Genomic DNA, 25,695 nt, shown 5'->3' on the forward strand with positions numbered 1-25,695 from the left:
TAGACGCCTGCTGGGTCTCACCTGTCCCGCTACTCCCGTAGGAGTCTCGCAATCCGTTCCGATCAACCTAAATTAGTTTTTGTTTTAAAAGCAACAATCTCTTAGAAAAAAGCCTTTATTTTGAATTTAATGTTCTACTTACATACAAATAATATTGGGAACGTGCATTCGTATACTGACGGTGGTAAAATAAATGTATTAACTAGTTAGGCTCTAAAACAAAGGGTGATCATTTATGAAAAATTCAATTACATTTATCCATGCAGCTGACTTACATTTGGATAGTCCGTTTGTTGGTTTGAAGTATTTACCTCCTCAATTATTTGAAAAAATCCGAGAGAGCACATTTCTAGCATTTTCTAAAGTAATAACATGTGCAATAAATAAGAAGGTTGACTTTGTGCTGCTCTCTGGAGATTTATATGATGGAGAAGAAAGAAGTCTGAAAGCACAATTGAAGTTAAAAAAGGAATTTGAACGATTGGCAGAAGTAGGTATCGAAGTGTTCGTGATACATGGTAATCATGATCATACTAGTGGGAAATGGCTTGATTTACAGTGGCCAGACAATGTTCATGTTTTCTCTAGCAAGGAAGTAGAAATGAAAATATATCGTAAAAGCGAGACACCAATTGCCCATATTTATGGCTATAGTTATCCTTCTCGGTCCGTACTAGAAAATATGACACAACAGTATAAAAAGAAGGGGAATTCCAGTGTTTATCATATAGGAATGCTCCACGGCTCAATTGAGGGAAATAAAGACCATGATGTGTATTGTCCATTTAAAGTAAATGAGCTGATCAATAAAGAGTTTGATTACTGGGCGTTAGGACATATTCATAAGCGTCAAATTCTGCATGAAACTAATCCGATCATTGCTTATCCAGGAAATATTCAAGGACGACACCGTAAAGAAACAGGAAAAAAAGGGTGTTATCTAGTTGAAATGCAAGAAGACACTTCTTCTACTACGTTTATCTCGACTGAAGAAGTCATTTGGGAAGAAGTCGAGCTTTCCATTGAAGGACTCGATAGTGTTTCAGAGTTAATTAAGAAGTGTGAGCATCTTATTGAACAATTACGTGAAACCGGGTGCTCTACTTGTGTAACTATTGTTTTTACTGGTACTGGGGACATATCAAGTTCCCTACAAACTCCACAAACGATCCAAGATTTATTGGAGGCTCTAAATGATGTTGAAAGTGAAAACGATCAGTTTGTTTGGGTAGTTAAAATCCTAAATAAAACATATGAACCTATTCAAAATAATCCTAACCTTGTATCATTTTTATCCGATTTACATACAACAGTAGAAAATTATCAGTCATTTGCTGAAGTCATACGACCGCTTGAACAGCACCCTGTTTACAGAAAATATATTTCAGAGTTTACATTAGAAGAACAACAACAGCTTCTAATGGAAGCAGAGCAACTTTTACATAGCGAGCTTTTGCAGCAAAGTGAGGTGAAGAAGGTTTGAAGATTGAAAAGCTGATGATATATGGATATGGAAAATTTGAAAATCAAACCATTGAATTTGCTGATTCAAAGCTGCAGGTTATCTATGGAGAAAACGAAGCGGGTAAATCGACCATTATGTCCTTTATTCACAGCATCCTATTTGGTTTTCCAACTAAACAACAAACTGGAAATCGTTATGAGCCAAAAAGAGGGTCCGCATATGGTGGCTATCTTATGATACGAACAGATGCAAATCAACAATTAAAAATAGAAAGACGTCCAGGAAAGGCTGGAGGAGAGGTAATTGTTGAATTAGAGGGAGGAACTGTTCAAAAAGAGGAGTATTTACAAACAATACTAGGTGGAATTGACCTGGAAACATATAAGTCAATTTTCTCTTTTGATATTCATGGCCTTCAACAGATTCATAAGATGAACTCAGATCAAATTGGAAAGTTTCTTTTTCTTTCAAGCATCTATGGAGCGGAAGCGCTATTTACAATTGAACATACACTTATGAAGCAGCAAGACATGCTTTTTAAACCTAGCGGAAAAAGGCCGGTATTGAATGAGGCACTATCAAAGTTAAAAGAGAGCAATAGACAATTGCTTGAGGCAAAAGGAAAAAACAATGATTATCAACAGCTTTTAACTGAAAAAGACTCTTTAAAAGAGCAACTCTTATCTTTAGATTTAAATAAAAAGCAACAGATTACAAAGCAAAAGAAGCTTGAAAAGGTAAAAGCGATTCTTCCACTTATCAGGGAAAGAAATTGGTGTGTTGATCAATTGAATCTGCTTCCCGATACAACAGGCTTCCCAGAAGATGGCTTACAACAACTTGATCATTATGTTTTAACTCTCCAGCCGATGGAGGCACAGCTACATTCATTACGAAGTAAAAACCAGCAGTACGAAGTAGAAGCAGAAGAACTTACTGTTAATCATAATGTATTACATATGCTTCCGACTATACATTCAATACGAGAGCAGCTATCACTTTATAAAGAAAAAAAGCATAACGAACATCTAAAGGAACAAAGCATTGAACAGCTTCAACATGAAATAAATCTATATAAACAAAGGTTGTATCCGCACTTAAAGGATGAAGAAGTAAGTAAGATTCATGCAACAGTTCCAATTAAGGAGTCAATAAAAAAGGCCTTAGCAGACGACCAGCATTTAAATCAACGAAAAAAAATGGTAGACGAGCAATTTGAGCAAGCAAAGAAATCATTAGAAGAAACGGAATGGAAAATAAGTGATTTACAAAAGGATGTATTATCTGTTGAGGAAAGAAAAGCATTGGAAAGTGAAGTATCTAGAAAAGAAGCATTAAATCCAACACAAATAAAGGCGGAACATCAGCAAATCTTATCACAAATTCAAGGTAGAAGACGAGAGCATAAAAAAGAGAAAAAACAACGTGCACTCTTTGTCGGAGGTTTAGCTCTTTTATTATTGGTAGGTTCTAGTTGGTTCATTAGTGAACAAGATTGGCTCATTTCGAGTATTCTGATAATTGGAGTGATTGTAGCTTTACTACAACTAAAACGGGTAATAACAAAAGAAGATCCTCTTGTTGATCATTTAACAAGTCGGCAGAAAATTCTTGAGCAGGAAATCATATCATTAGAGGAAAGTGGAGAAGATTATCAATCATTGTCCGAACTGATGAAGATACTTGATAAAGACAATAAAATAATTCATGCATTACATCACGAGCAGCTTTTACATAAACAGCACGAAAGAACATATGATCGAGTTTTAAAGCTGTATGAGGAATGGGAAGATGATTATTTTCAAAGTACAGAAAGGTCCTCTCGATTAGCGAAACTGATTAAGCTAGAGAAAAATACGTCAGCTGAAGCTTTATTAGAAGCATTTGATCTTTTGCAACATATCCAGCAGATCATGTTAACAAGACAACAAAATCTTGCAGAGTTACTAATTATTAAACAAGATATAATTCAGTATGAAAATACAGTAAATGAGACATTGGAAGCCTGTGCGATGGAAAATGATTCAATAGAGGAAGCAGTATATGAGTTATTCAAGCTTTCTAGCTTAGAAGTGGAAAAAAATGAGCAACTCTTGAAAATCATGGATAGAAAAAATGAAACAGAAGAAGCGATAAACACATTAACGAATAAAATGAACTTTTTGAAAGATGAAAAAGATGAATTATTAACTAGAGTTGGTGTGGAAAATGAAGATGAATTTCGTAAAAAGGCGAAAAATTATCTAAAAAGTGAAGAATTAATAAAACAGAAGGTATGGGTAGAGAAGCAGCTAATCACTGAAATGAATGTGAATCTTGAAACGATACAAGTTGATGAATATGAGGATATTGATGAGAAACTGTTCGAGCTGGAGAAAGCAATTGAATTTAGTGAACAGAATGAAAAGCAAACACAACAAGAATATTCTAGTGTATTACACAAGATAAATGAGATCGAGCAGAGTGGAACATATTCAAGGCTTAGACATTCTGCTGAAAATGAAAAGGCTGTTGTTAGAGAGTATGCGGAGCAATGGGTAGTACGTGCGCTAGCGAAGGATCTATTAAATCAAACGGTTGAACGACATCGTGAAGTCAGATTACCGGCTTTGTTAGCTTATATAGAAGAATACTTTAAAAAACTAACATCTAATAAATACCAACATGTGTTTTTACCAAAGAATAAGCAATCATTTATTGTTGAACGAACTGATGGAATGAGGTTTTTTGCCGAAGAGCTAAGCCAAGCAACTGCTGAGCAATTGTACTTGTCCATTCGGTTAGCACTCGTAAAAACAATAAATGAACAATTTCACTTACCAATTATGATTGATGATAGTTTTGTTCATTTCGACCATCATCGAACCGCAAATATTATGCAGCTTTTACAAGAGCTAAAGCAGGATAACCAAGTCATTTATTTTACATGCCATCAGCATATCTCAAAAACCTACCATTCTAGTAATATGGTCAACTTATCAGAACTATATGTAGGGTAGAGGTAAAGATTTTTTCACCGTAAATTTGTAATAAAACCGTAGGTTGAATAACTATGCTATACTATCCATACAAAACGAATAATACACTTATATCGTTCATGAAGACATTAATTAACTTAAATAGTAGCTTAAAAAACTGAGAGGAGCTTTGTTTATGGCAAAAGGTATACTCCATTATGATGTAGGTGAACAAGTAGATGTACATCTGCTTATCAAATCTTCTACAAAGGGGATTGCAAGCAATGGAAAGGCATTTTTAACACTAATCTTACAAGACACATCAGGTGAAATTGAAGCAAAGCTCTGGGATGCTTCCCAAGATGATGAAGCTACCTATTCGCCACAAAGTATCGTTAAAATCTTTGGTGATATTCACCATTATCGTGGACGCAATCAATTAAAAATTCGTAACATTCGTCCAAAGCATGAGGAGGAATCTGTAGACATTGCAGACTTCCTAGAAACGGCTCCAATTGCGAAGGATGTCATGAATGATAAAATCACACAATATATATTCGATATGAAAAATCCAAATATTCAACGACTAACAAGATACCTGCTGAAAAAACATGGGGCTGCTTTTATTGAATATCCAGCAGCAACAAAGAATCATCATGAATTTGTATCTGGATTAGCATACCATGTTGTATCAATGCTTGATTTAGCGAAATCAATCGCAACATTATATCCGAGTCTTGATACCGATCTCCTATATTCAGGTGTCATTCTTCATGATTTAGGAAAAGTAATTGAGTTGTCAGGCCCAATTAGTACGACCTACACAGTTGAGGGCAACCTGATAGGACATATATCAATTATGGTGAATGAAATTGCGAAAGCAGCGGAGCATTTACAAATTGAAGGCGAAGAAGTAGTAGTTCTTCAGCATTTAGTTCTAAGTCATCATGGTAAAGCTGAATGGGGAAGTCCAAAGCCACCTATGATAAAAGAGGCAGAAATCCTCCACTACATTGATAATCTTGATGCCAAGATGAACATGCTTGACCGAGCACTTGAGCGGGTTAAGCCTGGTGAATATACAGAGAGAGTATTCGCCTTAGACAACCGAGCATTTTATAAACCAACTTTTCATGAGTGATCGATCTGAATAACCTCAAATTAATCGATTCATAAAGGGCAGTGTGGTTCCTTCCTAGGTTTCAAATGTAGTCTTACTATATCTACAAATATATGGAATATTACTTGCTTTTCCTACATAAGTATCTGTAAAAGGGCTTGTTTCATTAATTGTGTACAAGTTTTAAAAGGGGGAAGCATAGATGCTTTTATTACCATGGTGGATATATGTGTGTATTATCGGAATACTTGTTAGTGGATACATGGCCTTCAAAACAGCACGTGAGGATAAACTCGTTGATCATGAGTTTATAGAGAAGGAAGGCCAAGTATTTATTGAACGAATTGAACAGGAACGTCAAAAGAAACAAGAAATGTTAGAACAACAAAAAATTCAGAATGACCAAACAGAAACTGAAAAGTTTTCAGCAAGCTGAAAAACCTTCTATGCTTTTAAACATAAAAGAAGAGGCTGATTGAGCCTCTTCTTTACTATTTCAATAAGAGCTTGGTGTTTACTTTTCTTCAGTGTCAGCTTCTGTTTCAGTATCAGTTTCTTTTTCAGCTTCAGGTTCTTTAAACAGATCTTTTAAATCCTCATCTTTAACTTCAATGCTTGCATCTTCCATTTCTTTATCTAATACTGTTTGAATTGTCTCTGGTAGCTGCAATTTTTGGTTAAGGACTTCATCTTTTAAAGATTCCTTCATTTCATCAAAAGGTTTAACGGTTTCGGTTACTTTTATAATATGATAGCCATAATCAGTCTTAATTGGTGCACTTACTTCGCCTTCTTTTAACTTAAAGGCAGCCTCTTCAAATTCTTTCACCATTTGACCTTCACCAAACCAGCCTAATTCACCGCCATTTTGGGCAGAACCTGTATCAGTTGAGAGTTCTTTAGCTAGATCCTCGAATTTTTCTCCAGCTGCAAGCTTCTCCTTAACTTCTTTTGCTGTAGCTTCGTCAGCAACTAAGATATGGCTCGCTTTAACTTTTCCCTCTAGCGTGTCATAGTATGCTTTTAAATCCTCATCAGTAACTTTTACTTCCTCTTCAGCTGCCTTTTTTCTTAGTAGATCTACTTTTAGAATTTGTTTAACGACATCTTCACCTTGCATTTCAACCATGCTTGTAAATTGGGCACCCAATTGTGTTTTATATTTATCAAACTCTGTTTGAATTTCCTTATCAGAAACTTCATATTTTTCACTTAGTACTTTTTCATGAACTAGTTCTGTTAACGTGTCTTCACCAAAACGATCCTTCATTGCTTGGTAAAATTCATCTTTTGTAATATTTCCTGCTTTTGTTTCTACAACAACTTCAGAATCTGCATTGTTGCAAGCGCTTAATGCGAATAGGGTTGTTGCTGCTGCTAGTGCAATTGCTACCTTTTTCATCTTCTAATACAACTCCTAGTTATGATATTTAGAAATTTACTCATTAGATTAAACTTGGCTTAAAGCCTAGTTCTAATGGCGAAAGACTTAGTTTGCTTATACTATCTGCAGAAAAATATCTGGATAGTACAAGAAATACTATACCATAATGTGACAAATTCAAAAAGTTTTTTCAAGATGAGTCGCAATTTGAGGTTTTCATTTCTTCAACGGGCAGTAAAAGCAGGTAAATCCCTTCAAGATTTTAGAGTTGGATAGAAGAAAGGGGGGATCTATCTTCGCTATAAAGATTCGAAGAATAAAACACATTAATATAAGAAATGCATCAGACTGGGCGAACGTCCAATCATTAGAGAACAAATGACCATAGGATATTTGGAAAAGATAAAGGAGGTAATTTATTATGAGTAAAGGTTTTTCAAACAACTTTGCATTACTTGTCGTATTATTCATTTTGTTAATCATCATTGGAGCTTCTTATCTTTAATAAAAGGTAGCTACCGAGTGCATAAATTTTTCCACTATTGTGGCATATGCCTATTCGAATGTAGGCTTTACAGCATAGGATATTGTAAACATATAAAGGGGGTGTCATAATGGGCGGAGCATATTCAGGTGGATTCGCGTTGATCGTTGTATTGTTCATCTTATTAATTATCGTTGGTGCAGCATGGTTATAAGCTAAAGAAATAGCTGACAGGGATTCCTGTCAGCTATCATTCTTGAAAAATACAGAAAGTAATCTTTCTAAGTAAACAAGATTTCTATGTATGAAGAAATTAGCAAAATAGTGATAAGAACATTTATTGTTCTAAAAACCTTTGTTTGGCGGTCTTCAGGAATCTCACGTACTAAGCATAAAGCATTTGTAAGCTTGTTTATATAAAACAAGATAAAGACAGCAAACAGAATGAAGAAAATTAACATATTGAGATCCCCCTTCCCTCATTATACATATTAGATTACCAAACTATTTATGAAAAAGATAGCAATAAACTCTCAGTAAAATGAAATAAATGTAAAAAAGTGACAAGGTCCCTCCTTCACTTTTTCAACAGTTAGGAAAGTATAAAATTTTGTACATAGTTTTGGTGTCTAGCTCCAGCGCCTAGCCCCTCTTGGGTCTACAGCCACAAATGAATTGAAGACAAAGAACGTCTTCTATTCATTTGCGTCTTATGCTTTTCGGGGCTGATCAAGGCGCTTGCGCTTTTCTTATGAGGGTTATTTTTGTACAAGTACTTCATAGCCATCTTCAAATTCTTCAACAAGACACATTTTAGGTGCGAATAATATATGTTTAATAAAAATAAAATCTGGTACGCAAAGGCCAATATGGAAGGCCATAGCGATACATAAATAGTGTATATATGCAGGAAAATAAAGACTCCCTAACAATAGAGCTGTTGTGATAAAAATGAACGGAGCAAGTAAAGACAAGAGCATGTTACTTTTTTTAATGCTATGGCATGCTTTTATTTGGAGAATAGGTAACAGGTAATAAAATTTTATTTTTAATGAAACGCGACATCCACTTATTAGCAAAGGAAAGGCATGCAGTAATTTATGAATTGGAATCATGCTAATCAATAATAAAACAAACATTAAAAAATGTCCGTCTTCAAGATGAACGTTTGGTAATAGTAAATTAATAGGTAAATAGGTTAAAATAAAAACAACTATCATTGTTAGCATTGATATTAAAAGGATTCTGTGTATACCAATGTCCTTTGAAAGGTTTATGGTTTTCCAGCAGTTCATCTTTTCACCGTCCAAACTATTGTTAATTCTGAGTACTACCATACTTTACGACGGTGTGATAAAAAAATCAATACGAAAAAAGTAGTTGGAAGCGCATTAATAAAAAAAGAATTTTGGAAAGTATGTCTTTATTTGTCGAACGGTAAATATTCTTCTGATTTTTGTTAATATTATGGTCAATTTAGACAATAAGACATTTAAAAATCATAGAAGAGTGCGAATTTGTGTCCATCTATAAAGTAAGGATACATTACAAGTGATAAGATCTGCCTTTTCTTAAACAAGGAAATACTATACAATAAAGGACAATAATGTGTATTGAGAAAGAAGGTACGACATGGATTCTTTAGAAAAACGTTTGGCTAATTTAGAATATTATCATACATTAATGTTGCAAATGATTGAGCCAAATCGATTTCCTTTCTACTATCTAGTCATGGAAAGAGGGTTATCACGAGAAGAGATAGAAGAACTATATAGAATATGTGATGAATTGACTTACCTTCATGAAGAACAAAAAGCGCAAGGATTAGTGATCTTTACAGATCTCCTTACGCAGTTTGCGGGTCAATTGAACGAAAAGCTTGAAATAGTTGAAACTGTTCAAGCAATGTCAAAACAGGGCTTATATAAATCTCTCATGAATGACTTCATAGCCCTAATGTAGCAAGTATTCATCAGCTTGAGGATAATAATTGTTCAGACTTAGTCTCTTTTTTTATAAGAGTTCCGTTATCCTCATATAATGAATCCTCAATGTTATTAAAGGAGCGTTCAAAGATTTCCATGAAGTCATCGCCATAAATGTTGCGGATGATGCACATCATTTCTATCATTTCAGGAAACTTCCCATACAAATTTTGAAGTGGGAGAGCCCCTTTAAATACAGAATTTCTGTCTGGACTAAAATCTTCTAAAAGCTGTGAAAGAACTTCTTCCCCTTGCTTTGTAAGCTTAATATACGTGTTTCGCTTATCATTAGCTTTTTTAGAAAACTCTAAATATCCTCTTTCTTCCAACTTTTTCGAAAAGTTGAACGCAGTAGATACGTGCATTACTCCGAATTTAGCAATCTCTGAAATGGAAGCCCCATTTAAATGGTCAGCAATCCAAAGGATATGGTGCTCGTTGATATTTAAGTCATACGGTTTTATCCATTGTTGCCAATCCTTCTCGATCGTTTTCCATAATGCTTTACTTAGCTGCGCAACGCGCTGACTAAATAATAAGGCTTCCTTCATTGTATATTCCTTTTCATTATGTTTCATCACCGGTCACCCCTGCTCTTCCCAGAATGTATTATTCTCTATTATGCCAATAAAATAAAGATTAATAAAGATATAAATTTACGAAATTTTTAAATATTTTCACAACTCCTTATTTACCAAGACTTCACAGCACAAAAAAAGTGTGTTGAAAGAATTTTCCAACACACTTTTTACTGAAAAACAAAAACATTTATTTCAATTATTGTAGAAGGGAAATTAGCATTTCGTTAATTTAACAAGTTAGGTTTCTTTGTCATCTAAGAAAAATTTTATTGCAAAGTTTTCTCTAGCTGCTTAATTTTCAGCTCAACTTCCTCAATCTCTTTTTGCAAATCTTTTTTATGTGGTTCAATTTCTTTCTGAAATTGATTGATGGTTCTTTTTAAGTCGGTTGAAACTTCCTTGACAACTCCTGAACTTTCTTTAGCCGTAATCACAATTTGATTTTTTAATGCGATGCTCTCGGCCTTTAATTGTTGTATTGTTTCTTCAATCATTTTACGGTTGATAGTAAGTTGACCTCTCATCTCTTTTCCTGATGATGGGGTAGTCAATAACGTTGCTATTCCGCCAATTATTCCACCAACTATAAAGCCACAAAATAATGATTTGTTTTTTGACATATTCACAACTCCAATCATTACTAGATATATGTACTTTTCTACATGAATTTAAAACATCCTTCTTAACAAGTTACCCAAACAAGTCTTCATTAAACATTATACATAGATAAATACCTGTGAGCATAAATATTTATATAGGACTTGGAAGGGATTCTTCTTCGGGAATTTAGTGAGGACAGGTTGTCATTTTAGTTTTGTACCCTAGTTGCTGCCACAGTGACCCAAAAGAGGTTGTATAAGTGATTAACGGAGCGCTAGTATCGGCCTAGGGTCTCAAAGCCAATAAAAACAGAAAGGAAAAGTGCATCTATCTGTAATAATCGTCTTGTTTGTCAAAGGCTGACCAAGGAGCTTCCGTATTTCACTAAAAAGGGGGATGAGCATGTCAGGTGTTATCTTTTTATTTTTTGTGATAAGTTTATTACTTTTTATTGGAGCTTTTCATTATTTTAGACTTTTACAGCAATCAGCATCTTATCCGCCAAAAAAGGTAATAAAGCAAAAGGTAACGGTTCTTGCTTCAGCAGGCGGGGGAGCTTTGCTGATTGGTATTATGCTTATCTATTTTCAATAGATTTAATCTGGATCTAGGCTAAGACTGGATAAACAATAAAAAAACCCGATCCTTAGGGGTCGGGTTAATATTGTGTGCTATAGGTTATTACGCGATTGTTATTCGGTTAGAGCGTTTAAAAATAGCCTGAACAATTGGTAAAATCACAATCATCGCTGCTCCATTAAATAATGTGGCTGGAAGAACAACAGTTAAAAACAATGTTGTGAAGGCGACACCGCCTGGTAATCCAACAATCATTAAAGCGGCAGATAAGAAAATTGTTCCTGAAACAATTGTGCCAATCACTGCTAGAACAGTTGCTGTAGCTACCTTTTGTGCAATTTTCTTTACTACTAAGAATAATCCGTAAAACACGAATGCTGTAATGAATTTGTCAATAATATTAGGGATTTGCCCACCTGGAAACGTAGTTGTTAACGCAGATAGAATTCCTGTAACAATACTTAGTAATGTTACATTTTTTAGACTTGGGAATAAAATAATTCCTATAAACATCATGATCAGCATCATATCCGGCTTCATTCCATTGTAGAAAGGCGGCATGACCATATGGAGCACAGCCCCAATTGCAGCAAATAACGATAATGTAACTAAAACTCTTGTATTCATTTCTCAACTCTCCTCTTCTAATCTCTTAGCTTTTTCCCTCCAATAGTGAACTATTTTCCTATTGCAAGAGAAGTTATTTCATATTATAGCAGTAAAAATAAAGAACGTACAGATTTTTTCTGGATGAAAAAAAAGAAGAGGTTGACTCAAAATCAAAGGAGCAGACCGATCCAACATAATATATAGTCTCGAAGTTGATTCAAAAGATGCTATATATTGTGTTTGGATGGTTAGACCCTTTGGAGTCAACCTCTAAGAAGGATTATTTACTGATTTTGATTTTTAAATTCAGTCATAAATTTAGCTAATGCCGCACATGCTTCTTTTGGAACTGCATTATAAGTAGAAGCTCTGCAACCACCAACGGAGCGATGGCCAGCAAGACCGATAAACTGACGATCTTTCGCCTCTTGAAGAAATTTCTTCGTTAATTCTTCATTAGGTAGGGTAAAGGTAATATTCATTAAAGAACGACTGTCCTCTGTAGCATGTGCTTTATAAAAGCCTTCACTTTCGTCAATTGCAGAATAAATGTAGCCAGCTTTTTCTTCATTGATTTTTTGTATAGTCTTAACGCCACCTTGTTCCTTAACCCACTCTAATACTAGTGAAAGCATATAAATCGCAAAAGTTGGCGGTGTGTTATATAAAGAGTTACTTTCAGCATGTGTTGAATACTTTAGGATCGTTGGAACATTCGTACGCGCTGTTTCTAAAAAGTCTTTTTTCACGATCACAACAGTAACACCTGAAGGACCAAGGTTTTTTTGAGCCCCAGCATAAATTAGTGAGAATTTCTCAACATCTATTTCCTTGCATAAAATATCACTAGACATATCAGCAATTAATGGAATCGGACTTGTTGGGTATTCATTCCATTGGGTCCCGTAAATCGTATTGTTTGATGTAATGTGTAGGTATGCTCCATCTTCAAGATCTTCCATAGAATAGTCTCCTGGAATATGAGCATATTTAGCTTCCTTACTTGATGCTAAAATGCGAGTTTCTCCAAAAACTTTCGCCTCTTTTAAAGCTTTTTCAGACCAAGCGCCTGACATAATAAAATGGGCAGTTTTGTTTTCTTGAAGAAAATTCATTGGAATCATTGTAAATTGTAAACTGGCTCCACCTTGTAAAAATAAAACTTCATACGTATCAGGTATTCCTAGAAGCTCTCTTAGTAAAGTATTCGCACGATTGTGCACATCTTCATAATCTTTGCTACGGTGGCTAAGTTCCATAACAGACATTCCAGTATTTTGGAAATTGACTAGTTCTTTTTGTGCACGTTCAAGCACTGGTAATGGAATAGCTGCTGGTCCTGCATTAAAGTTATAAGCTCGCAATTTAATTGCCCTCCTTGATTGTACGTAAAATAATACTCATATCCTATCATGAATAGATAAGGAAATATAGACTGAATATTTTCATCTTTGTGAATGTTGATCATGAAAACGATAACAACATTTGAATAGGGAGAAAATACACATATCACAGTAAAATGAGATAGGAAATTTTGTTTCTCTACTTTTTTAAACTCAAAAATAAGTATTCTCTTTACGATCAATAAAAATCCAAATGGTCTTGTTAGAATCGTCCTATATAAAAAACCAAAACTGCTTTTGCAATTTTGGTTTAGTCATTTTTTAGTCATTATTATGAGATCCCGTCATTGATAGAAGTTGCAATTTCTTGTAGTTGTTCAGAATTGTATTCATCTGTGTGAGGTTTCCAAACAGCTCCAAATCCATCACCTTTTCCGTATCTTGGGATAATGTGCATATGATAATGGAAGACAGATTGTCCAGCTTTTTCACCGTTATTATTGAGTAAATTTAAACCTTCAGGTTGAAATTTATTTTTGATTGAATTGGCGATTTGTGGTACTACCTCAAATACTTTTCTAGCAATTTCAGGAGTTAACTCATAAATATTTTCTTTATGTACCTTTGGAACAACGAGTGTATGTCCTTTTGTTACTTGACTAATATCAAGAAAGGCATAGACGTGCTCGTTTTCAAACACTTTAGCACTAGGAATTTCTCCGTTAATGATTTTACAAAAAATACAATCACCCATGTTTTTCACACTACCTTCATAAAAAATTTTCCAAAGAACAATTTTCAACATCATTTGTATAGCAAGTATGTTATTTTTTCAATTATAACCGTATTTTACCATAGTTACACCAGAAAGCGGAAGCGTCTCGAGCTGCTCCTGACAAGCAAGAAATGTTACAACTATTAAAAAGCATACAAAAGAACAGGGTGAATCGAATGATCACCCTGTTCCTGAAGAAGGGAAGTTAAAACTCAAAGTTTTGGGATATTATCTTTGATAAACACCTCATTTAACATTTTGTTAAATGCTATCTGATGTGAAAATCACCATTGTTCAAAACGACCATCCCCTTGTTAAGTGATTAAATAATAAACTTAACAATATAAGAAATTGTCTTTAACAAACACCTCATTCACAAAATGATTGTAAAAATACAAGCGTTTAATTCAGAGAATTGCGGCCCGTAGACACCTCATTTCGTAAGTGTTGCTTTATCAATGGTTACAATATATCTTCAATTAAAGAAGAAAATTGTGTTTGATAAACACCTCGTTTAACATTTTGTTAAATGCTATCTGATGTGGTAATCACCATTGTTCAATACGACCATCCCCTTGTTAAGTGATTAAATAATCTTAACAATTAAGAGAAATTGTCTTTGACAAACACCTCATTCACAAAATGATTGTAATACCGAGCATCTAATTCAAGAGAATTACGGCCCGTAGACACCTCATTTCGTCTGTGTGTTACTTTCAATGGTTAAGAATGTTTAACTACCTTATTGAGAAAAATAGTTGTCTGGAACAAACACCTCATTTTTAAGGTTTCGTTTTGACAAGCTATCCCTTCCTCACTAATTATGATGTCCCTAATGAAGTTAATTATGCGAAAAAATTATCTCAATTAGGACAAGTGTATATGATTTTGATAAGATAAAAAGAAAGGCTCTGTTAAAGCTCATTGGAGCGGAAATGTGAGATTCCCGCTGGAGTGCGAGTCCAAGGGAGACTCATGCAGGTGCAAAGCAACGAGGAGGCTCCCGGACCGCCTGCGGAAACGGACGCCTGCAGCGGAAATCAACAACCAAGTTTAACAGAGCCAAAAGAAAAAGGAGAACAACATAAAAATGACGTTGTTAAAAATAGATCACTTAACTGGTGGATATACTCGAAATCCGGTTTTAAAGGATATCTCGTTCGAGGTAGATAAAGGGCAAATAGTTGGATTAATTGGATTAAATGGTGCTGGAAAAAGTACAACGATCAAACATATCATTGGATTAATGGAAGCACATAAGGGCAAAATCTCGATTAATGATAACACCTTTGCTGACGATGCAGCTGCATATCGCTCGCAATTTAGCTTTATTCCTGAAACACCAATCCTATATGATGAGTTAACGCTTCGTGAGCATTTGGAATTAACAGCAATGGCATATGGTCTAGATAAAGATACGTTTGAAAAACGACTTCAATCGCTTCTTAAGGAATTTAGAATGGAAAAGAGATTAAAGTGGTTTCCAGCGCATTTTTCAAAAGGGATGAAGCAAAAGGTAATGATAATGTGTGCGTTTTTAATTGAGCCTTCATTATATATTATAGATGAACCGTTTGTAGGGTTAGATCCACTTGCGATTAACTCGTTACTGGAAATGATGGAAAAGGCAAAAAAACAAGGTTCAGCAATACTAATGTCAACTCATATTCTTGCTACAGCAGAAAGGTATTGTGATTCATTTATTATTTTACATAATGGTGAGATCCGTGCTAAGGGAACGTTGGTACAGCTAAGAGAGCAGTTTGGAATGAAGGAAGCTACTCTAGACGATCTTTATATTCAGTTAACAAAGGAAGATCAAGATGAATAGCATTGATGAAATCTGGAAAACAAGGGTTAATCACCATATAAATGAAACAAGGGCTTACTTAAAGTATATGTTAAATGACCACCTTCTTTTTGTCTTTATCTTTTTAGCAGCAGGTGGGGCAATAACTTATCAAAAATGGCTTGAAACATTGTCTCCAAATTTTCCAGCCATACTAATCATGACGATTATATTTTCGTTAATTGTGATTTCCTCTAATGTCCGTACCCTGTTAATAGAAGCTGATATGGTTTTCCTACTGCCTATGGAACATAAGTTAAAAAGTTATTTTAAGAAAGCTTTTTCCTATAGTTTGATTACTCAAAGCTTTATCATTATTGTTGGAATCATTTTGTTTTCCCCACTGTATTTTAAAGTAGCTAATATAAACGGACGTGTGCTACTTATTAGCATAATTTTGTTGCTTATTGTTAAGTACTGGAATTTGCGCATAAGCTGGAAGATGGGGTATTTTACAGATTGGGCGGCTAAGTGGAGTGACCTTCTCGTTAGATTTACAATGAATGTATGTGTCATCTTTTTTATCCTTTCCCAACAATACGTATTTGTGCTCGTCCTATTTCTATTAATGGCAGGCTATGATGGATATTTTTCTAAGCTTGTGAAGCCGAAAGCAATTAAATGGGATCAGTTGATCAAAAAAGAAGAAGAAAAGAAACAATCTTTTTATAAAATAGCGAATTTATTTACAGATGTTCCGAAATTGAAAAAAGGAGCAAAACGTCGAAAATATCTCGATTGGATATTGAAGCAGGTGAACTATCATCAAGAGAATGTGTATGAGTATTTATATCTTCGAGCTCTACTGCGTTCAGGGGATTATTTCGGAATAATAATTAGACTTACAATTATCGGAAGTGTCATTCTAACTTTTATTAATGAACAGCTCATCGGAAGTTCCATAGTTATGGTTGTGTTTACGTTTTTAACTGGGATTCAAATTATGAGTTTGTATAAGCACTTTGAATTACTGGAACTACCAAATCTTTACCCCAATGCCAATAAGAATAGATTACGTAGTTTTATTAAAATTATTTTCAGGATATTAATGGTACAAACAATTATTTATTCTGTTGTTAATCTCATTACATCAACAATTTACATTTTTGTGTTGACTGTATGTGTGGATGTGTTGTTTGTTAGTGTGTTCGTTCTTGTTTATATGAAAAATCGTTTAAATAAGAGTGAAAAGGATGTCTACTAAATGACTTATGAAACGCAAATGGCAGAAGAGGCTAGATTATGGAAACAAAAGCTGATGAGAAAGCCTTCCTTTCTAGAGAGATCCTCTAAAAAGGCACAGGTAAAGTTTAATCAGTTTATACCGGAAAAGGTCCATCATACCATTACTGAAAGTATTAAGAAGATGGTTCAGGTTACACTTGTAGGTTCTAATATCACAACATTTCCGAAGAAGGTTGAAAACCAAACATTTGAAGAACGTGAACAACTAGTTCTAAAATCAATCGATACATTTAAGAAAACAGCTGCGATTGAAGGTGCATCAACAGGTGCTGGTGGTATTCTATTAGGATTAGCAGATTTTCCGTTATTCCTAAGTATAAAAATGAAATTTTTATTCGAGGTAGCAAGTATATATGGTTACAGCACAAAGGAATATGAGGAAAGATTGTTTCTTTTATACATTTTTCAGCTTGCCTTTTCAAGTGAAACACATAAGGAAGAACTTCTTGACCTAATTGAACAGTGGGAAACGAAAAAGCACGAAGTAAAGGATTTAGATTGGCGCATTTTTCAGCAAGAGTATAGGGATTACATCGATGTCATAAAGCTTATGCAAATACTCCCAGGTATCGGGGCGGTAGTTGGAGGGGTTGCTAATTACCATTTAGTTCAGCAGTTAGGTGAATGCGCGATGAATTGCTTTCGATTGAGGATTTTTTCGAATCATTGAAAAGAGAATTTGAAATGATGTTGCAACATTTCCTAGATACAGAACAGATTTGCAAACTATATATTTTTTCATAAACAGGCGTGAACCATTAAAAAAGGGTTGCGCCTGTTCTTTATTTTTGTATGAGTGTTTAAGTTTGAAGTGAGTGGAAATGCAATAAGAATTTCCTTATCTTTACAATAAAAATGAAACTTTACTGTTTTTTATTCGTATAAGTATATGTAACTAGTTATAGGTGACCAGTACTAAGTTGTACAACGTAAAGACATAAAGAACTAAGTTAAAAGCTCATATAGAAATTCTAAAGTTTTAGTTTAATACCCTACATATATAGGGTTTAATTAGATTACTTTTTTAGAAGGGGGAAGCGAGAATGTTAGATTTCATTGGAGTACTTATGTTTTTAATTCCAGTATTGATTATTGCAGCACTTGGAGGTATTGGGTATTTCTTTTGGGTAAGATATCGTTACCGAACAGCAAGATCCAATCAAGCTTTAATCATCACAGGTCCGAAGTTAGGTGACCCTGAGAAAGAAACAAATATTTTCACTGATCAAGAAGGACGTTCAATGAAAATCATCAGAGGTGGAGGATATCGCTTAAGAAGGTTCCAAACATCAACACCTGTTAATCTTACGTCGTTTCAGTTAAAACTATCCACTCCACGCGTTTACACAAATGGTGGTGTACCGATTGTTGCTGATGCTGTAGCGATGGTTAAGGTTGCAGATACATTAAATGGGATTGCAAATTATGCTGAACAATTTTTAGGTAAGGATCAAGAAGAGATTGAAGCTGAAATCATTGAGGTGCTCGGAAGTAACCTACGTGCGATTCTCTCTAAGATGACCGTAGAAGATATTAACAGTGACCGAGAGAAATTCAATCATGATGTATCAGAGGTTGCTCAAAAGCAACTAGATTTAATGGGGTTCAAAATTACGTCCTTAGGTCTTACAGACTTACGTGATGCTGATGAGGAAAATGGGTACTTAGAAAACTTGGGTAGACCACGTATTGCTGAGGTTCGAAAACTAGCTGAAATTGCTGAAGCGAACAGTGAACGTGAAACCAGGATCCATAAGGCCCAAACTGATCAAGAGGCAAAAGAAGAAGAATACAAACGTCAAATTGCCGTTGCCGAATCTAAAAAGGAGAAGGATATTAAAGACGCAGCCTTCAAAGAAGAAACCGAACGTGCTCGAGCGAAATCAGAACAATCCTATGAGTTAGAAAAAGCAAAATTAGCAAAAGAAGTAAAAGAAGAGGAATTAACTCTTAAATTCCTAGAACGTGAACGTGCAGTTAAGCTTGAGGAAGAAGAAAGTAAAGTTCGGAAAACAAAAGCTGATGCTGAATACTATGAAACAACTCGTAAAGCCGAAGCTGAGGCACGTAAAGCTGAAATTGATGGGGAGGCGAAAGCGAAAATTCGCAGGGAAGAGGGTTCTGCTGAAGCTGATGTTATTCGTGAACGTGGTAAAGCCGAGGCTGAAGCTCGTAAGCTTTTAGCTGAAGCAATGGAAAAACATGGCGATGTTATTATCACTGAGAAATTAATTGAAATGCTACCGGTATTTGCTGAAAAGATTGCTCAACCACTTAACAATATTGATTCAGTTAAGATTATTGACTCAGGTAACGGACAGGGTGTCCCATCTTTTGGGAAGAGCATTACAAGAACGATGGTAGACATGCAGGAGCCTTTAAAGGAAATGACAGGTATTGATGTAGCTCAATTATTAAAATCATATGTTTCAAGGTCAAATGGAAATCAAAATCAAGGTGCACCTACAGTCTTAGCTACAGAGCCGTCAGACAATAGCAAGGTAGAAGATGTAACAATTGATGATGATCTTAAGAGTATGGGATCTTAAAACAAATGGGGATCACTGTGGTACAAAAAATCTCCTAAATTAATAAAATAGTAGTTCAAAAAACAGGCGCTTTTCTTTAAATTAGAAAGCGCCTGTTTTCTTTTGGGATAAAGGCTGATCATTAATTTAAGATATAAAGCTCACTGTTGATTTTGGCACTTTGTTGATAAGAGAGAACGCCTGCAGCGGAAATCAACAACCAAGTTTAACAGAGACTAAGATATTGAAACAGGCTTATTATTCACTGAATCTAGTTGATACTGAATTGTTGCTTTACATAAAGTTTTTGCAGCAATGAGAAGCGCCTTTTCATCGATATCAAACTTAGGGTGATGATGTGGGTAGGCATTATCTTTATTTGCAGGCATTGCCCCAGTAAAAAAGAATGTACCTTTCACATGCTGCAAATAATAAGCGAAATCCTCACCACCCATTTGTAATGGACTTTCTTCAATCTCATAAACACCAGGTACTTGCTCGGCAACGCTTTTAAGAAATACTGTTTCGACAGGATGGTTCACAACAGCAGGGTATCCTCTAGTAAATTGATAATTGTATTGGGCATCATTCATTAAGCAAGTACCTTTAACGACATGTTCGATCTCTTGCTCAATTTGTAAACGCACAGCCTCATCAAATGTCCGAACAGTTCCGATTAGTGTCGCTGAGTTTGCAATGATATTAAAGGCATTTTCTGCAACAAATGAGCCAACAGTTACGACTGCTGAATGGATGGGATCAACCTTTCGACTAACAATTTGCTGTAAGTTGGTAACTACTTGGGAACCAATGAGAATTGCATCTTTTGTTTTATGAGGTTGTGCTCCGTGGCCACCTTGACCTAAGATATTGATTTCAAAGCGATCAGCCGCAGCCATAAAAGGTCCTACTCGATATTGAATTTTTCCAACAGGCTCACTTGCCCAAAGGTGGGTACCGAAGATGACGTCTACTCCATCTAAGCAACCATCTTTAATCATTGAATTTGCTCCACCTGGCGCATATTCTTCTGCATGCTGATGAATAAGAACAATATTACCATTTAGCAGATGATGATTGCTGAACAGAACTTTGGCTAACACAAGTAATGTTGCTGTATGACCATCATGGCCACAAGCATGCATCACACCAGGTACAGTAGATTTATACTCAACATCTTTTTCATCTTGAATGGGCAGAGCATCAAAGTCTGCTCGTAATGCAACTGTTGGACCTGGTAAATCCCCTTTTATTGTTGCCACAACACCGTTACCACCTACATTTGACCTTACCTCAACACCAAGTTTCTTATAATAATCCACTATATATTTCGCTGTGTTCACTTCCTTGAAGGATACTTCGGGGTGCATATGTAAAAAGCGACGGATCTCTACCATTTCTGAAAAATGGATATCCAGTGACGACCATAGATGATCAAGCATAATTTTCCTCCTTATTGATTTAGTGTATAAATAATATGGTTGTAAATCTAGAAGTTGTGTAAAAAGCATATGTCTTGAAATTGAAATGTATTAAAATAAAAAAGGAATTTATATTAGCTCGATTGTAGTTAAAAAATTTGAAAATTACAAGAATTTAATGAGGGTTGGAGGAATATTATGAAAAAATAATATTTTGCGTCTTTGTTAACACTGGCATTAATTCTACTAATTATTTTTATCAAAGTGAATACAATCAGTGCGATTTATTCAACTATCGGGAAGGGATTGTATAGCTTACATGATCAACCTTTAGTAAGTTTTATAAAATGGGTTGGTATTCTAGGTACTACTATAGGGATTGTAACAGTTCTTTTTGTATCCATGTTATTATTTATCATTTTTCAAAAAAATGTTAAAGCTGCAACCGTTTTGTTCTTATCTGTTCTGATTGGGAATGTAGGGAACAAGCTTCTAAAAGCTCTCATTGAAAGAGAACGTCCTACATTTCCAGAGCATATCGAGGACGGCTTTAGTTTTCCTAGTGGACATGTAATGGTTGGACTACTATTATTTGGCATGATTGCATACTATTTAATAAGAGCAAGTCAAACAATAAAAGTTAAACAAACAATTCTAATAAGTACTAGCTTGTTACTGATTTTAATTGGTTTCAGTAGACTACTAGAAGGGGAATACTTTCTCACTGACATTATAGGTGGTTACATAGCTGGGGGACTTGTATTAATAGGGATGATCTCAATAGATCAGGTCTTACATACGAAAATTGAACGAAGGAAAGGTAAGAACGACGTTGCTCTATAACGTCGTTTTTATATTAACAGGTAGCTAGGTTCATAAGTTGGAAATGACGATCCGAGGAGATGATCACTTCATGAAAAAACTGTTGAGTCTTATTTTACTAATCGCTATGATACAGACTGTTGTAGCGTGTTCTTATGGAATGGCTGGGAAGACATTAGATAATGTTAACGACCAAGAAGAAACAGAACAATCTGGGCAAAAAAATAAGATTGAAATGGAAACGGCAAATGAAAATGATCAAGATCAAGAGGAGTCAAAAGCCAAGAAGCTTCCCCCTGTAAATGAAAAGGACGCGGTCAGATTAATTCGTGAACATCTCGGCTTGGAAGAACATACTACATTGCATGTGGAGGTTGATCATGAGGAAGGAAATAAGTATGTGGTTCATGTTTATGAAATTGTGACACATGATGATATTTCTCATACAGCCACATATGGTTGGTATTATGTTTCAAAAGACTCTGGAAAGATTGAGGATATGATGGAATAGAAAGATAAGAAAACTCCTACTTCCTGTAGGGGTTTTTTATTGTCACCAGGAAATTATAAAATTCTTGTACTGTGGATAAGCGCTTGGCATCCAGCTCCAGCGCCTAGCCCCTCGAGGTCATAAGATAATTTAGAATTGAAGGCAAAGAACGCCTTCTATTCTAAATTATCTTATGCTTGTCGGGGCTGTTTAAGGCGCTTGCGCTTTTGTTCTTAAGTTTAGTTATTGCATTATATTGGAAATTATTATATAGTACATTACAACAGTAATGCACTATATGGAAAGAGGTTTGAAAGGAGGCTTGCGCTTGATTTTAAATACAGATAGTACAAAACCAATCTATGTTCAAATAGCAGAATGGCTAGAAACAGAGATTTTGAGTGGCAACATCAAACAGAATGAAAAAATCTATTCACAATATCAGCTTGCAGACATGTTCAATATTAATCCGGCAACTGCTGCGAAAGGATTAAATATTTTGGCTGATGAATTGATTTTATATAAAAAGCGGGGCCTTGGAATGTTTGTTTCTACTGATGCAAATTCCATTATTCTCAACAAACGGAAAAATCGAACGTTGAAAAGATTAGTTAGGGAAATTGTTATGGAAGCAGAGCGGTTAAGTGTGAGTGAAGATGAATTGCTACAGATGATTAAAGCAGCGAATAATGAAGACAAGGGGGATGTATAATGAAGGTCGTCGTTTGTAATGAGGTTTCGAAAGTATATGGACAGAAAAAAGCGTTGAATAATTTGTCCTTCTCGATAGAAAAAAATAAAATAACGGGTCTTATCGGTAGAAACGGTGCTGGAAAAACAACGCTTTTGAAATTAATCGCTGGGTTTATCCACGAAACTTCTGGAGAGGTACACGTTTTTTCAGAAAAACCGTTTAACAATTTGAAGGTTTCTTCTAACAGAATCTATATTGATGATCAGCAATACTTCCCAAACTCGTTAACCCTAAAAGACATTCTCCAATCAGCTCGTACTTTTTATGCAAATTGGGATAAAGAGCTTGCTGATCGTCTCTTTGACTATTTCTCTTTTCATCCAAAGCAGCACTATTATACTCTTTCTAAAGGTATGAAGAGTACTTTTAATATGATAATAGGCTTAGCTGCAAGATGTCCATTAACAATTTTAGATGAACCAACAACAGGCATGGATTCTTCCGTAAGAAAAGATTTTTATAGAGCCTTACTAAAGGATTATATTGACCACCCTCGAACGATCATCCTATCTAGTCATCTATTAAATGAAATCGAGGATCTATTAGAGGATGTATTGCTTATTAAGGATGGTGAAAAGCTCTTGCATCTTCCAGTTGCGGATTTGAAGGAATATGCAATTGGGATAAATGGTAAAGAAGATATTGTAATGGAAATCGTTTGTAGCAGAGAAATTCTTCATCAAAAACGAATAGGTATAGATGGCGTCTATGTTGTAGTAGAAAATAATTTTACAGAGTTTGAGACTGAAAATTATAGATTGAAGGGTGTTGAAATGACCTCAGTTGCTTCAGACGATTTATGTACATATTTAACGAGTAAAACGAATGGGGGGATTGATGATGTTTTTAACAGAGGTTAAGTTAGTTGATATAGTGAAGAAACAGTTTATGTATAAAATAAAAGCTTACTTAAGTGTTTTTAGTTCATTGCTAACCATACAAATCATTGGAATTCTCTTATCAACGACCGGTAGTAGATCAATGGGTACTAGTTCTAATGGTTTCTCACTGAATGTTAGCTATTATACAGGAGATATCATCATAATTTTTACAATGATATGGGCCTTGATAAGTGCAATTATTATTACGACAAAAGCCTACCGAAACGATGACTTTGTTTTTGTGTCTAATCGATTAAGCAGTAACCTTTCAAATATTGTTTTTTTACTATTTGCTAGTATCGTCGGGGGAATTACTACTATGCTTTCTGGAATTTTATTTAAGGTTATCATGTACTTTATTCTAGATGATGGAAATGTGGCGACAACATTTATTAGTATTCAAGAATTAATAGTAGGGATTATTGCTAGCATCCTTTATGTGTTTTTACTAGCATCCTTAGGATATTTTGTTGGAATGCTTGTGCAATTAAGTAAGTGGTTCACTATTATCCTTCCCGCAGTATTTTTAGGCTATTTATTTTTAGGAGGGAATAGGAACGGAGAGCCAACCTTTTTACTAGAGATAGGGAAATTTTTTATAGATGAAGCCTCATTACTCGTATTTTTCTTAAAGGTAATCGCTGCTGGAAGTTTTTTATTTTATGTTTCTATTATTCTGTCAAATAAGATTGAGGTGAGACAATGATTTTAACGACAATTATTCCGTTTGTACTGTTATTATTAATAATCGTAATGATTTATAAGATGGTTAATGTTATTAAGAAGGTACCATTTTTTCAAAAGCTTAACTTGAAATGGATGTTAAGTATTTATGGAGTTTTGTTACTTGTAGCAGTTGGATTATTTTATGTGCTTCCGATTGAGAGATCTTCAACTTCAAATAAAATCGTTGATAATCAGGATGAACTAGTGAAAGTCGAGAAGGCAAGACGTTTATTAACGATGGCTGCTTCTGAGGGAAAACAAATAACCAAGGAAAATATTGATGGCGTTGAGATAAAAAATCAATGGGATTTTACTTACGGAGAAAAACAGCTTGATGTCACTATATCGGATGAACAGCTTGGAACGTTGTTTACGTTAGTAGAAAGAAAAAATGTAAATGATGATAGAGTAGAGGTAATACAATATCATACAAGAACTATTATTGAAAACCTGGATATTACGGATGATATTCGCCCTTTAACTTTAGAATTAGCAGAAGGTGAATTAACGATTAGAGACACAAATGCTGTAGAAATTCACTTCGGGAAATTCGATAAAGAATTTACAATTTCTCAGTTTACTGAAGAAAAGGGATTAGAAGATTCATTTATCGATGAAGATCATATTTGGGCTGAGAATGTACTTTATATTCGTGTTCCAAAGGATATGGATGTTAATGGAGACTTCAAGTTTGTGACACAATAATTCTATTTTTATGGCTGTTTTAGCAAACTTTGTTGCTAATTACCAATTACCAAGTAATGCGGTGTGGTTGATTGCAGCGAGAGTTGCCCGCTTTCTGCGGGGCGGGCGGTGAGCCTCCTCGGCGTAAACGCCTGTGGGATCTCACCTGTCCCGCTACTCCCGCAGGAGTCTCGCACTTCCGCTCCAATCAACCAAATAGTTTTTGTTTTAAAAGCAACAATCTCTTAGAAAAGAGCCTTTTTATTAATGGTATGAATTGTGATTGAAGCAACATATGAGGAAAAACTAGCACTAATTCAAGCTCGCCATAACTTAGGTACACGGATAGAAATGAGTTCATCTTCTGTAAAAGAGCAAGAAAAATGAAATTAAAGTGCTGATCTATTTCTAGA

27 protein-coding genes are annotated in these 25,695 nt (G+C 35.0%); 18 read left to right on the forward strand and 9 right to left on the reverse strand.

Annotated features, from left to right (window positions below):
• Positions 1-235 precede the first annotated feature (235 nt).
• The 4 genes from I7822_RS14640 (at position 236) to I7822_RS14655 (ending at position 5,978) form a co-directional block, all read left to right on the forward strand.
• Positions 236-1,483 carry a metallophosphoesterase family protein gene (locus I7822_RS14640; protein WP_207979379.1) on the forward strand — a complete coding sequence of 416 codons (1,248 nt, stop codon included), beginning with the start codon at positions 236-238 and terminating at the stop codon, positions 1,481-1,483.
• The gene (locus tag I7822_RS14645) at positions 1,480-4,464 is read left to right on the forward strand and encodes an ATP-binding protein (protein ID WP_207979381.1); all 2,985 of its coding nucleotides are present in this window, start codon (positions 1,480-1,482) and stop codon (positions 4,462-4,464) included. Before I7822_RS14640 ends, I7822_RS14645 begins: the two co-directional genes overlap by 4 nt.
• 154 nt (positions 4,465-4,618) lie before the next feature.
• Entirely contained in the window at positions 4,619-5,563 is a 945-nt protein-coding gene (gene yhaM / locus I7822_RS14650) for a 3'-5' exoribonuclease YhaM (RefSeq protein ID WP_066336898.1), read from the forward strand.
• Between the two features lie 181 nt (positions 5,564-5,744).
• Positions 5,745-5,978: a sporulation YhaL family protein gene (locus I7822_RS14655; RefSeq protein WP_207979383.1), complete on the forward strand. Its 234-nt coding sequence runs from the start codon at positions 5,745-5,747 to the stop codon at positions 5,976-5,978.
• Positions 5,979-6,056: 78 nt separating this feature from the next.
• On the opposite strand, the gene I7822_RS14660 is transcribed toward I7822_RS14655, so the two are convergent.
• Positions 6,057-6,944 (reverse strand): peptidylprolyl isomerase, encoded by an 888-nt coding sequence (locus tag I7822_RS14660; RefSeq protein ID WP_207979386.1) that lies wholly within the window; start codon positions 6,942-6,944, stop codon positions 6,057-6,059.
• A gap of 403 nt (positions 6,945-7,347) precedes the next feature.
• Between I7822_RS14660 and I7822_RS14665 the strand changes: the two genes are divergently transcribed.
• Together I7822_RS14665 and I7822_RS14670 are read left to right on the forward strand one after the other, a co-directional pair.
• Positions 7,348-7,431: a YjcZ family sporulation protein gene (locus I7822_RS14665; RefSeq protein WP_207979519.1), complete on the forward strand. Its 84-nt coding sequence runs from the start codon at positions 7,348-7,350 to the stop codon at positions 7,429-7,431.
• Positions 7,432-7,540: 109 nt separating this feature from the next.
• A complete protein-coding gene (locus I7822_RS14670; protein ID WP_207979527.1) occupies positions 7,541-7,624 on the forward strand; it encodes a YjcZ family sporulation protein in 84 nt (27 codons plus the stop codon).
• A 67-nt stretch (positions 7,625-7,691) separates the two neighbouring features.
• Here the strand turns inward: I7822_RS14670 and I7822_RS14675 are convergent, their stop codons facing one another.
• Entirely contained in the window at positions 7,692-7,871 is a 180-nt protein-coding gene (locus tag I7822_RS14675; protein ID WP_046586239.1) for a hypothetical protein, read from the reverse strand.
• A 297-nt stretch (positions 7,872-8,168) separates the two neighbouring features.
• A complete protein-coding gene (locus tag I7822_RS14680) occupies positions 8,169-8,705 on the reverse strand; it encodes a DUF3267 domain-containing protein (RefSeq protein WP_207979387.1) in 537 nt (178 codons plus the stop codon).
• 337 nt (positions 8,706-9,042) lie between these two features.
• Here I7822_RS14680 and I7822_RS14685 point away from each other — a divergent pair, with 337 nt between their 5' ends.
• Positions 9,043-9,372 carry a DUF1878 family protein gene (locus tag I7822_RS14685; protein ID WP_207979389.1) on the forward strand — a complete coding sequence of 110 codons (330 nt, stop codon included), beginning with the start codon at positions 9,043-9,045 and terminating at the stop codon, positions 9,370-9,372.
• A gap of 10 nt (positions 9,373-9,382) precedes the next feature.
• On the opposite strand, the gene I7822_RS14690 is transcribed toward I7822_RS14685, so the two are convergent.
• Both I7822_RS14690 and I7822_RS14695 read right to left on the reverse strand, forming a co-directional pair.
• Entirely contained in the window at positions 9,383-9,973 is a 591-nt protein-coding gene (locus I7822_RS14690) for an HTH-type transcriptional regulator Hpr (RefSeq protein ID WP_207979391.1), read from the reverse strand.
• A gap of 269 nt (positions 9,974-10,242) precedes the next feature.
• Positions 10,243-10,596, reverse strand: coding sequence for a YtxH domain-containing protein (locus tag I7822_RS14695; protein ID WP_207979393.1), 354 nt, complete (start codon positions 10,594-10,596; stop codon positions 10,243-10,245).
• Between the two features lie 382 nt (positions 10,597-10,978).
• On the opposite strand from I7822_RS14695, the gene yhzF reads away from it, so the two are divergent.
• Positions 10,979-11,170: a membrane protein YhzF gene (gene yhzF, locus I7822_RS14700; protein WP_207979395.1), complete on the forward strand. Its 192-nt coding sequence runs from the start codon at positions 10,979-10,981 to the stop codon at positions 11,168-11,170.
• 87 nt (positions 11,171-11,257) lie between these two features.
• Here yhzF and I7822_RS14705 read toward each other — a convergent pair whose 3' ends face one another.
• The 3 genes from I7822_RS14705 to I7822_RS14715 form a co-directional block, all read right to left on the reverse strand.
• On the reverse strand, positions 11,258-11,782 hold the full coding sequence (locus I7822_RS14705) for a tryptophan transporter (RefSeq protein ID WP_207979397.1): 525 nt from the start codon (positions 11,780-11,782) through the stop codon (positions 11,258-11,260).
• A 266-nt stretch (positions 11,783-12,048) separates the two neighbouring features.
• Complete coding sequence (gene serC / locus I7822_RS14710) at positions 12,049-13,134, reverse strand: 3-phosphoserine/phosphohydroxythreonine transaminase (protein WP_372442163.1); 1,086 nt, start codon at positions 13,132-13,134, stop codon at positions 12,049-12,051.
• A gap of 304 nt (positions 13,135-13,438) precedes the next feature.
• Positions 13,439-13,861, reverse strand: a complete 423-nt coding sequence (locus tag I7822_RS14715) for an HIT family protein (protein ID WP_207979406.1) — start codon at positions 13,859-13,861, stop codon at positions 13,439-13,441.
• A gap of 1,111 nt (positions 13,862-14,972) precedes the next feature.
• Between I7822_RS14715 and I7822_RS14720 the strand changes: the two genes are divergently transcribed.
• The 4 genes from I7822_RS14720 to I7822_RS14735 all read left to right on the forward strand — a co-directional run bounded on the left by I7822_RS14720 (position 14,973) and on the right by I7822_RS14735 (position 19,525).
• Complete coding sequence (locus I7822_RS14720) at positions 14,973-15,713, forward strand: ABC transporter ATP-binding protein (protein ID WP_207979409.1); 741 nt, start codon at positions 14,973-14,975, stop codon at positions 15,711-15,713.
• A complete protein-coding gene (locus I7822_RS14725) occupies positions 15,706-16,935 on the forward strand; it encodes an ABC transporter permease (RefSeq protein ID WP_207979411.1) in 1,230 nt (409 codons plus the stop codon). Before I7822_RS14720 ends, I7822_RS14725 begins: the two co-directional genes overlap by 8 nt.
• Positions 16,936-17,646, forward strand: a complete 711-nt coding sequence (locus tag I7822_RS14730; RefSeq protein WP_207979413.1) for an EcsC family protein — start codon at positions 16,936-16,938, stop codon at positions 17,644-17,646. It begins immediately after the preceding gene.
• Between the two features lie 373 nt (positions 17,647-18,019).
• Positions 18,020-19,525 carry a flotillin family protein gene (locus tag I7822_RS14735; protein WP_207979415.1) on the forward strand — a complete coding sequence of 502 codons (1,506 nt, stop codon included), beginning with the start codon at positions 18,020-18,022 and terminating at the stop codon, positions 19,523-19,525.
• Positions 19,526-19,740: 215 nt separating this feature from the next.
• Here I7822_RS14735 and I7822_RS14740 read toward each other — a convergent pair whose 3' ends face one another.
• Positions 19,741-20,946 carry a M20 family metallopeptidase gene (locus I7822_RS14740; RefSeq protein WP_207979417.1) on the reverse strand — a complete coding sequence of 402 codons (1,206 nt, stop codon included), beginning with the start codon at positions 20,944-20,946 and terminating at the stop codon, positions 19,741-19,743.
• A 285-nt stretch (positions 20,947-21,231) separates the two neighbouring features.
• Between I7822_RS14740 and I7822_RS14745 the strand changes: the two genes are divergently transcribed.
• The 6 genes from I7822_RS14745 (at position 21,232) to I7822_RS14770 (ending at position 25,303) form a co-directional block, all read left to right on the forward strand.
• Positions 21,232-21,768 carry a phosphatase PAP2 family protein gene (locus I7822_RS14745; RefSeq protein ID WP_207979419.1) on the forward strand — a complete coding sequence of 179 codons (537 nt, stop codon included), beginning with the start codon at positions 21,232-21,234 and terminating at the stop codon, positions 21,766-21,768.
• Between the two features lie 70 nt (positions 21,769-21,838).
• The gene (locus I7822_RS14750) at positions 21,839-22,258 is read left to right on the forward strand and encodes a hypothetical protein (protein WP_207979421.1); all 420 of its coding nucleotides are present in this window, start codon (positions 21,839-21,841) and stop codon (positions 22,256-22,258) included.
• Positions 22,259-22,565: 307 nt separating this feature from the next.
• A complete protein-coding gene (locus I7822_RS14755; RefSeq protein ID WP_207979423.1) occupies positions 22,566-22,949 on the forward strand; it encodes a GntR family transcriptional regulator in 384 nt (127 codons plus the stop codon).
• The gene (locus I7822_RS14760) at positions 22,949-23,851 is read left to right on the forward strand and encodes an ABC transporter ATP-binding protein (protein ID WP_207979424.1); all 903 of its coding nucleotides are present in this window, start codon (positions 22,949-22,951) and stop codon (positions 23,849-23,851) included. The genes I7822_RS14755 and I7822_RS14760 overlap by 1 nt, the downstream gene beginning before the upstream one ends.
• Positions 23,829-24,578 carry a hypothetical protein gene (locus I7822_RS14765; RefSeq protein WP_207979426.1) on the forward strand — a complete coding sequence of 250 codons (750 nt, stop codon included), beginning with the start codon at positions 23,829-23,831 and terminating at the stop codon, positions 24,576-24,578. The genes I7822_RS14760 and I7822_RS14765 overlap by 23 nt, the downstream gene beginning before the upstream one ends.
• Complete coding sequence (locus I7822_RS14770) at positions 24,575-25,303, forward strand: hypothetical protein (RefSeq protein WP_207979428.1); 729 nt, start codon at positions 24,575-24,577, stop codon at positions 25,301-25,303. Before I7822_RS14765 ends, I7822_RS14770 begins: the two co-directional genes overlap by 4 nt.
• Positions 25,304-25,695 lie beyond the last annotated feature (392 nt).

This window comes from Metabacillus bambusae, assembly GCF_017497975.1.
Classification (GTDB): domain Bacteria; phylum Bacillota; class Bacilli; order Bacillales; family Bacillaceae; genus Metabacillus; species Metabacillus bambusae.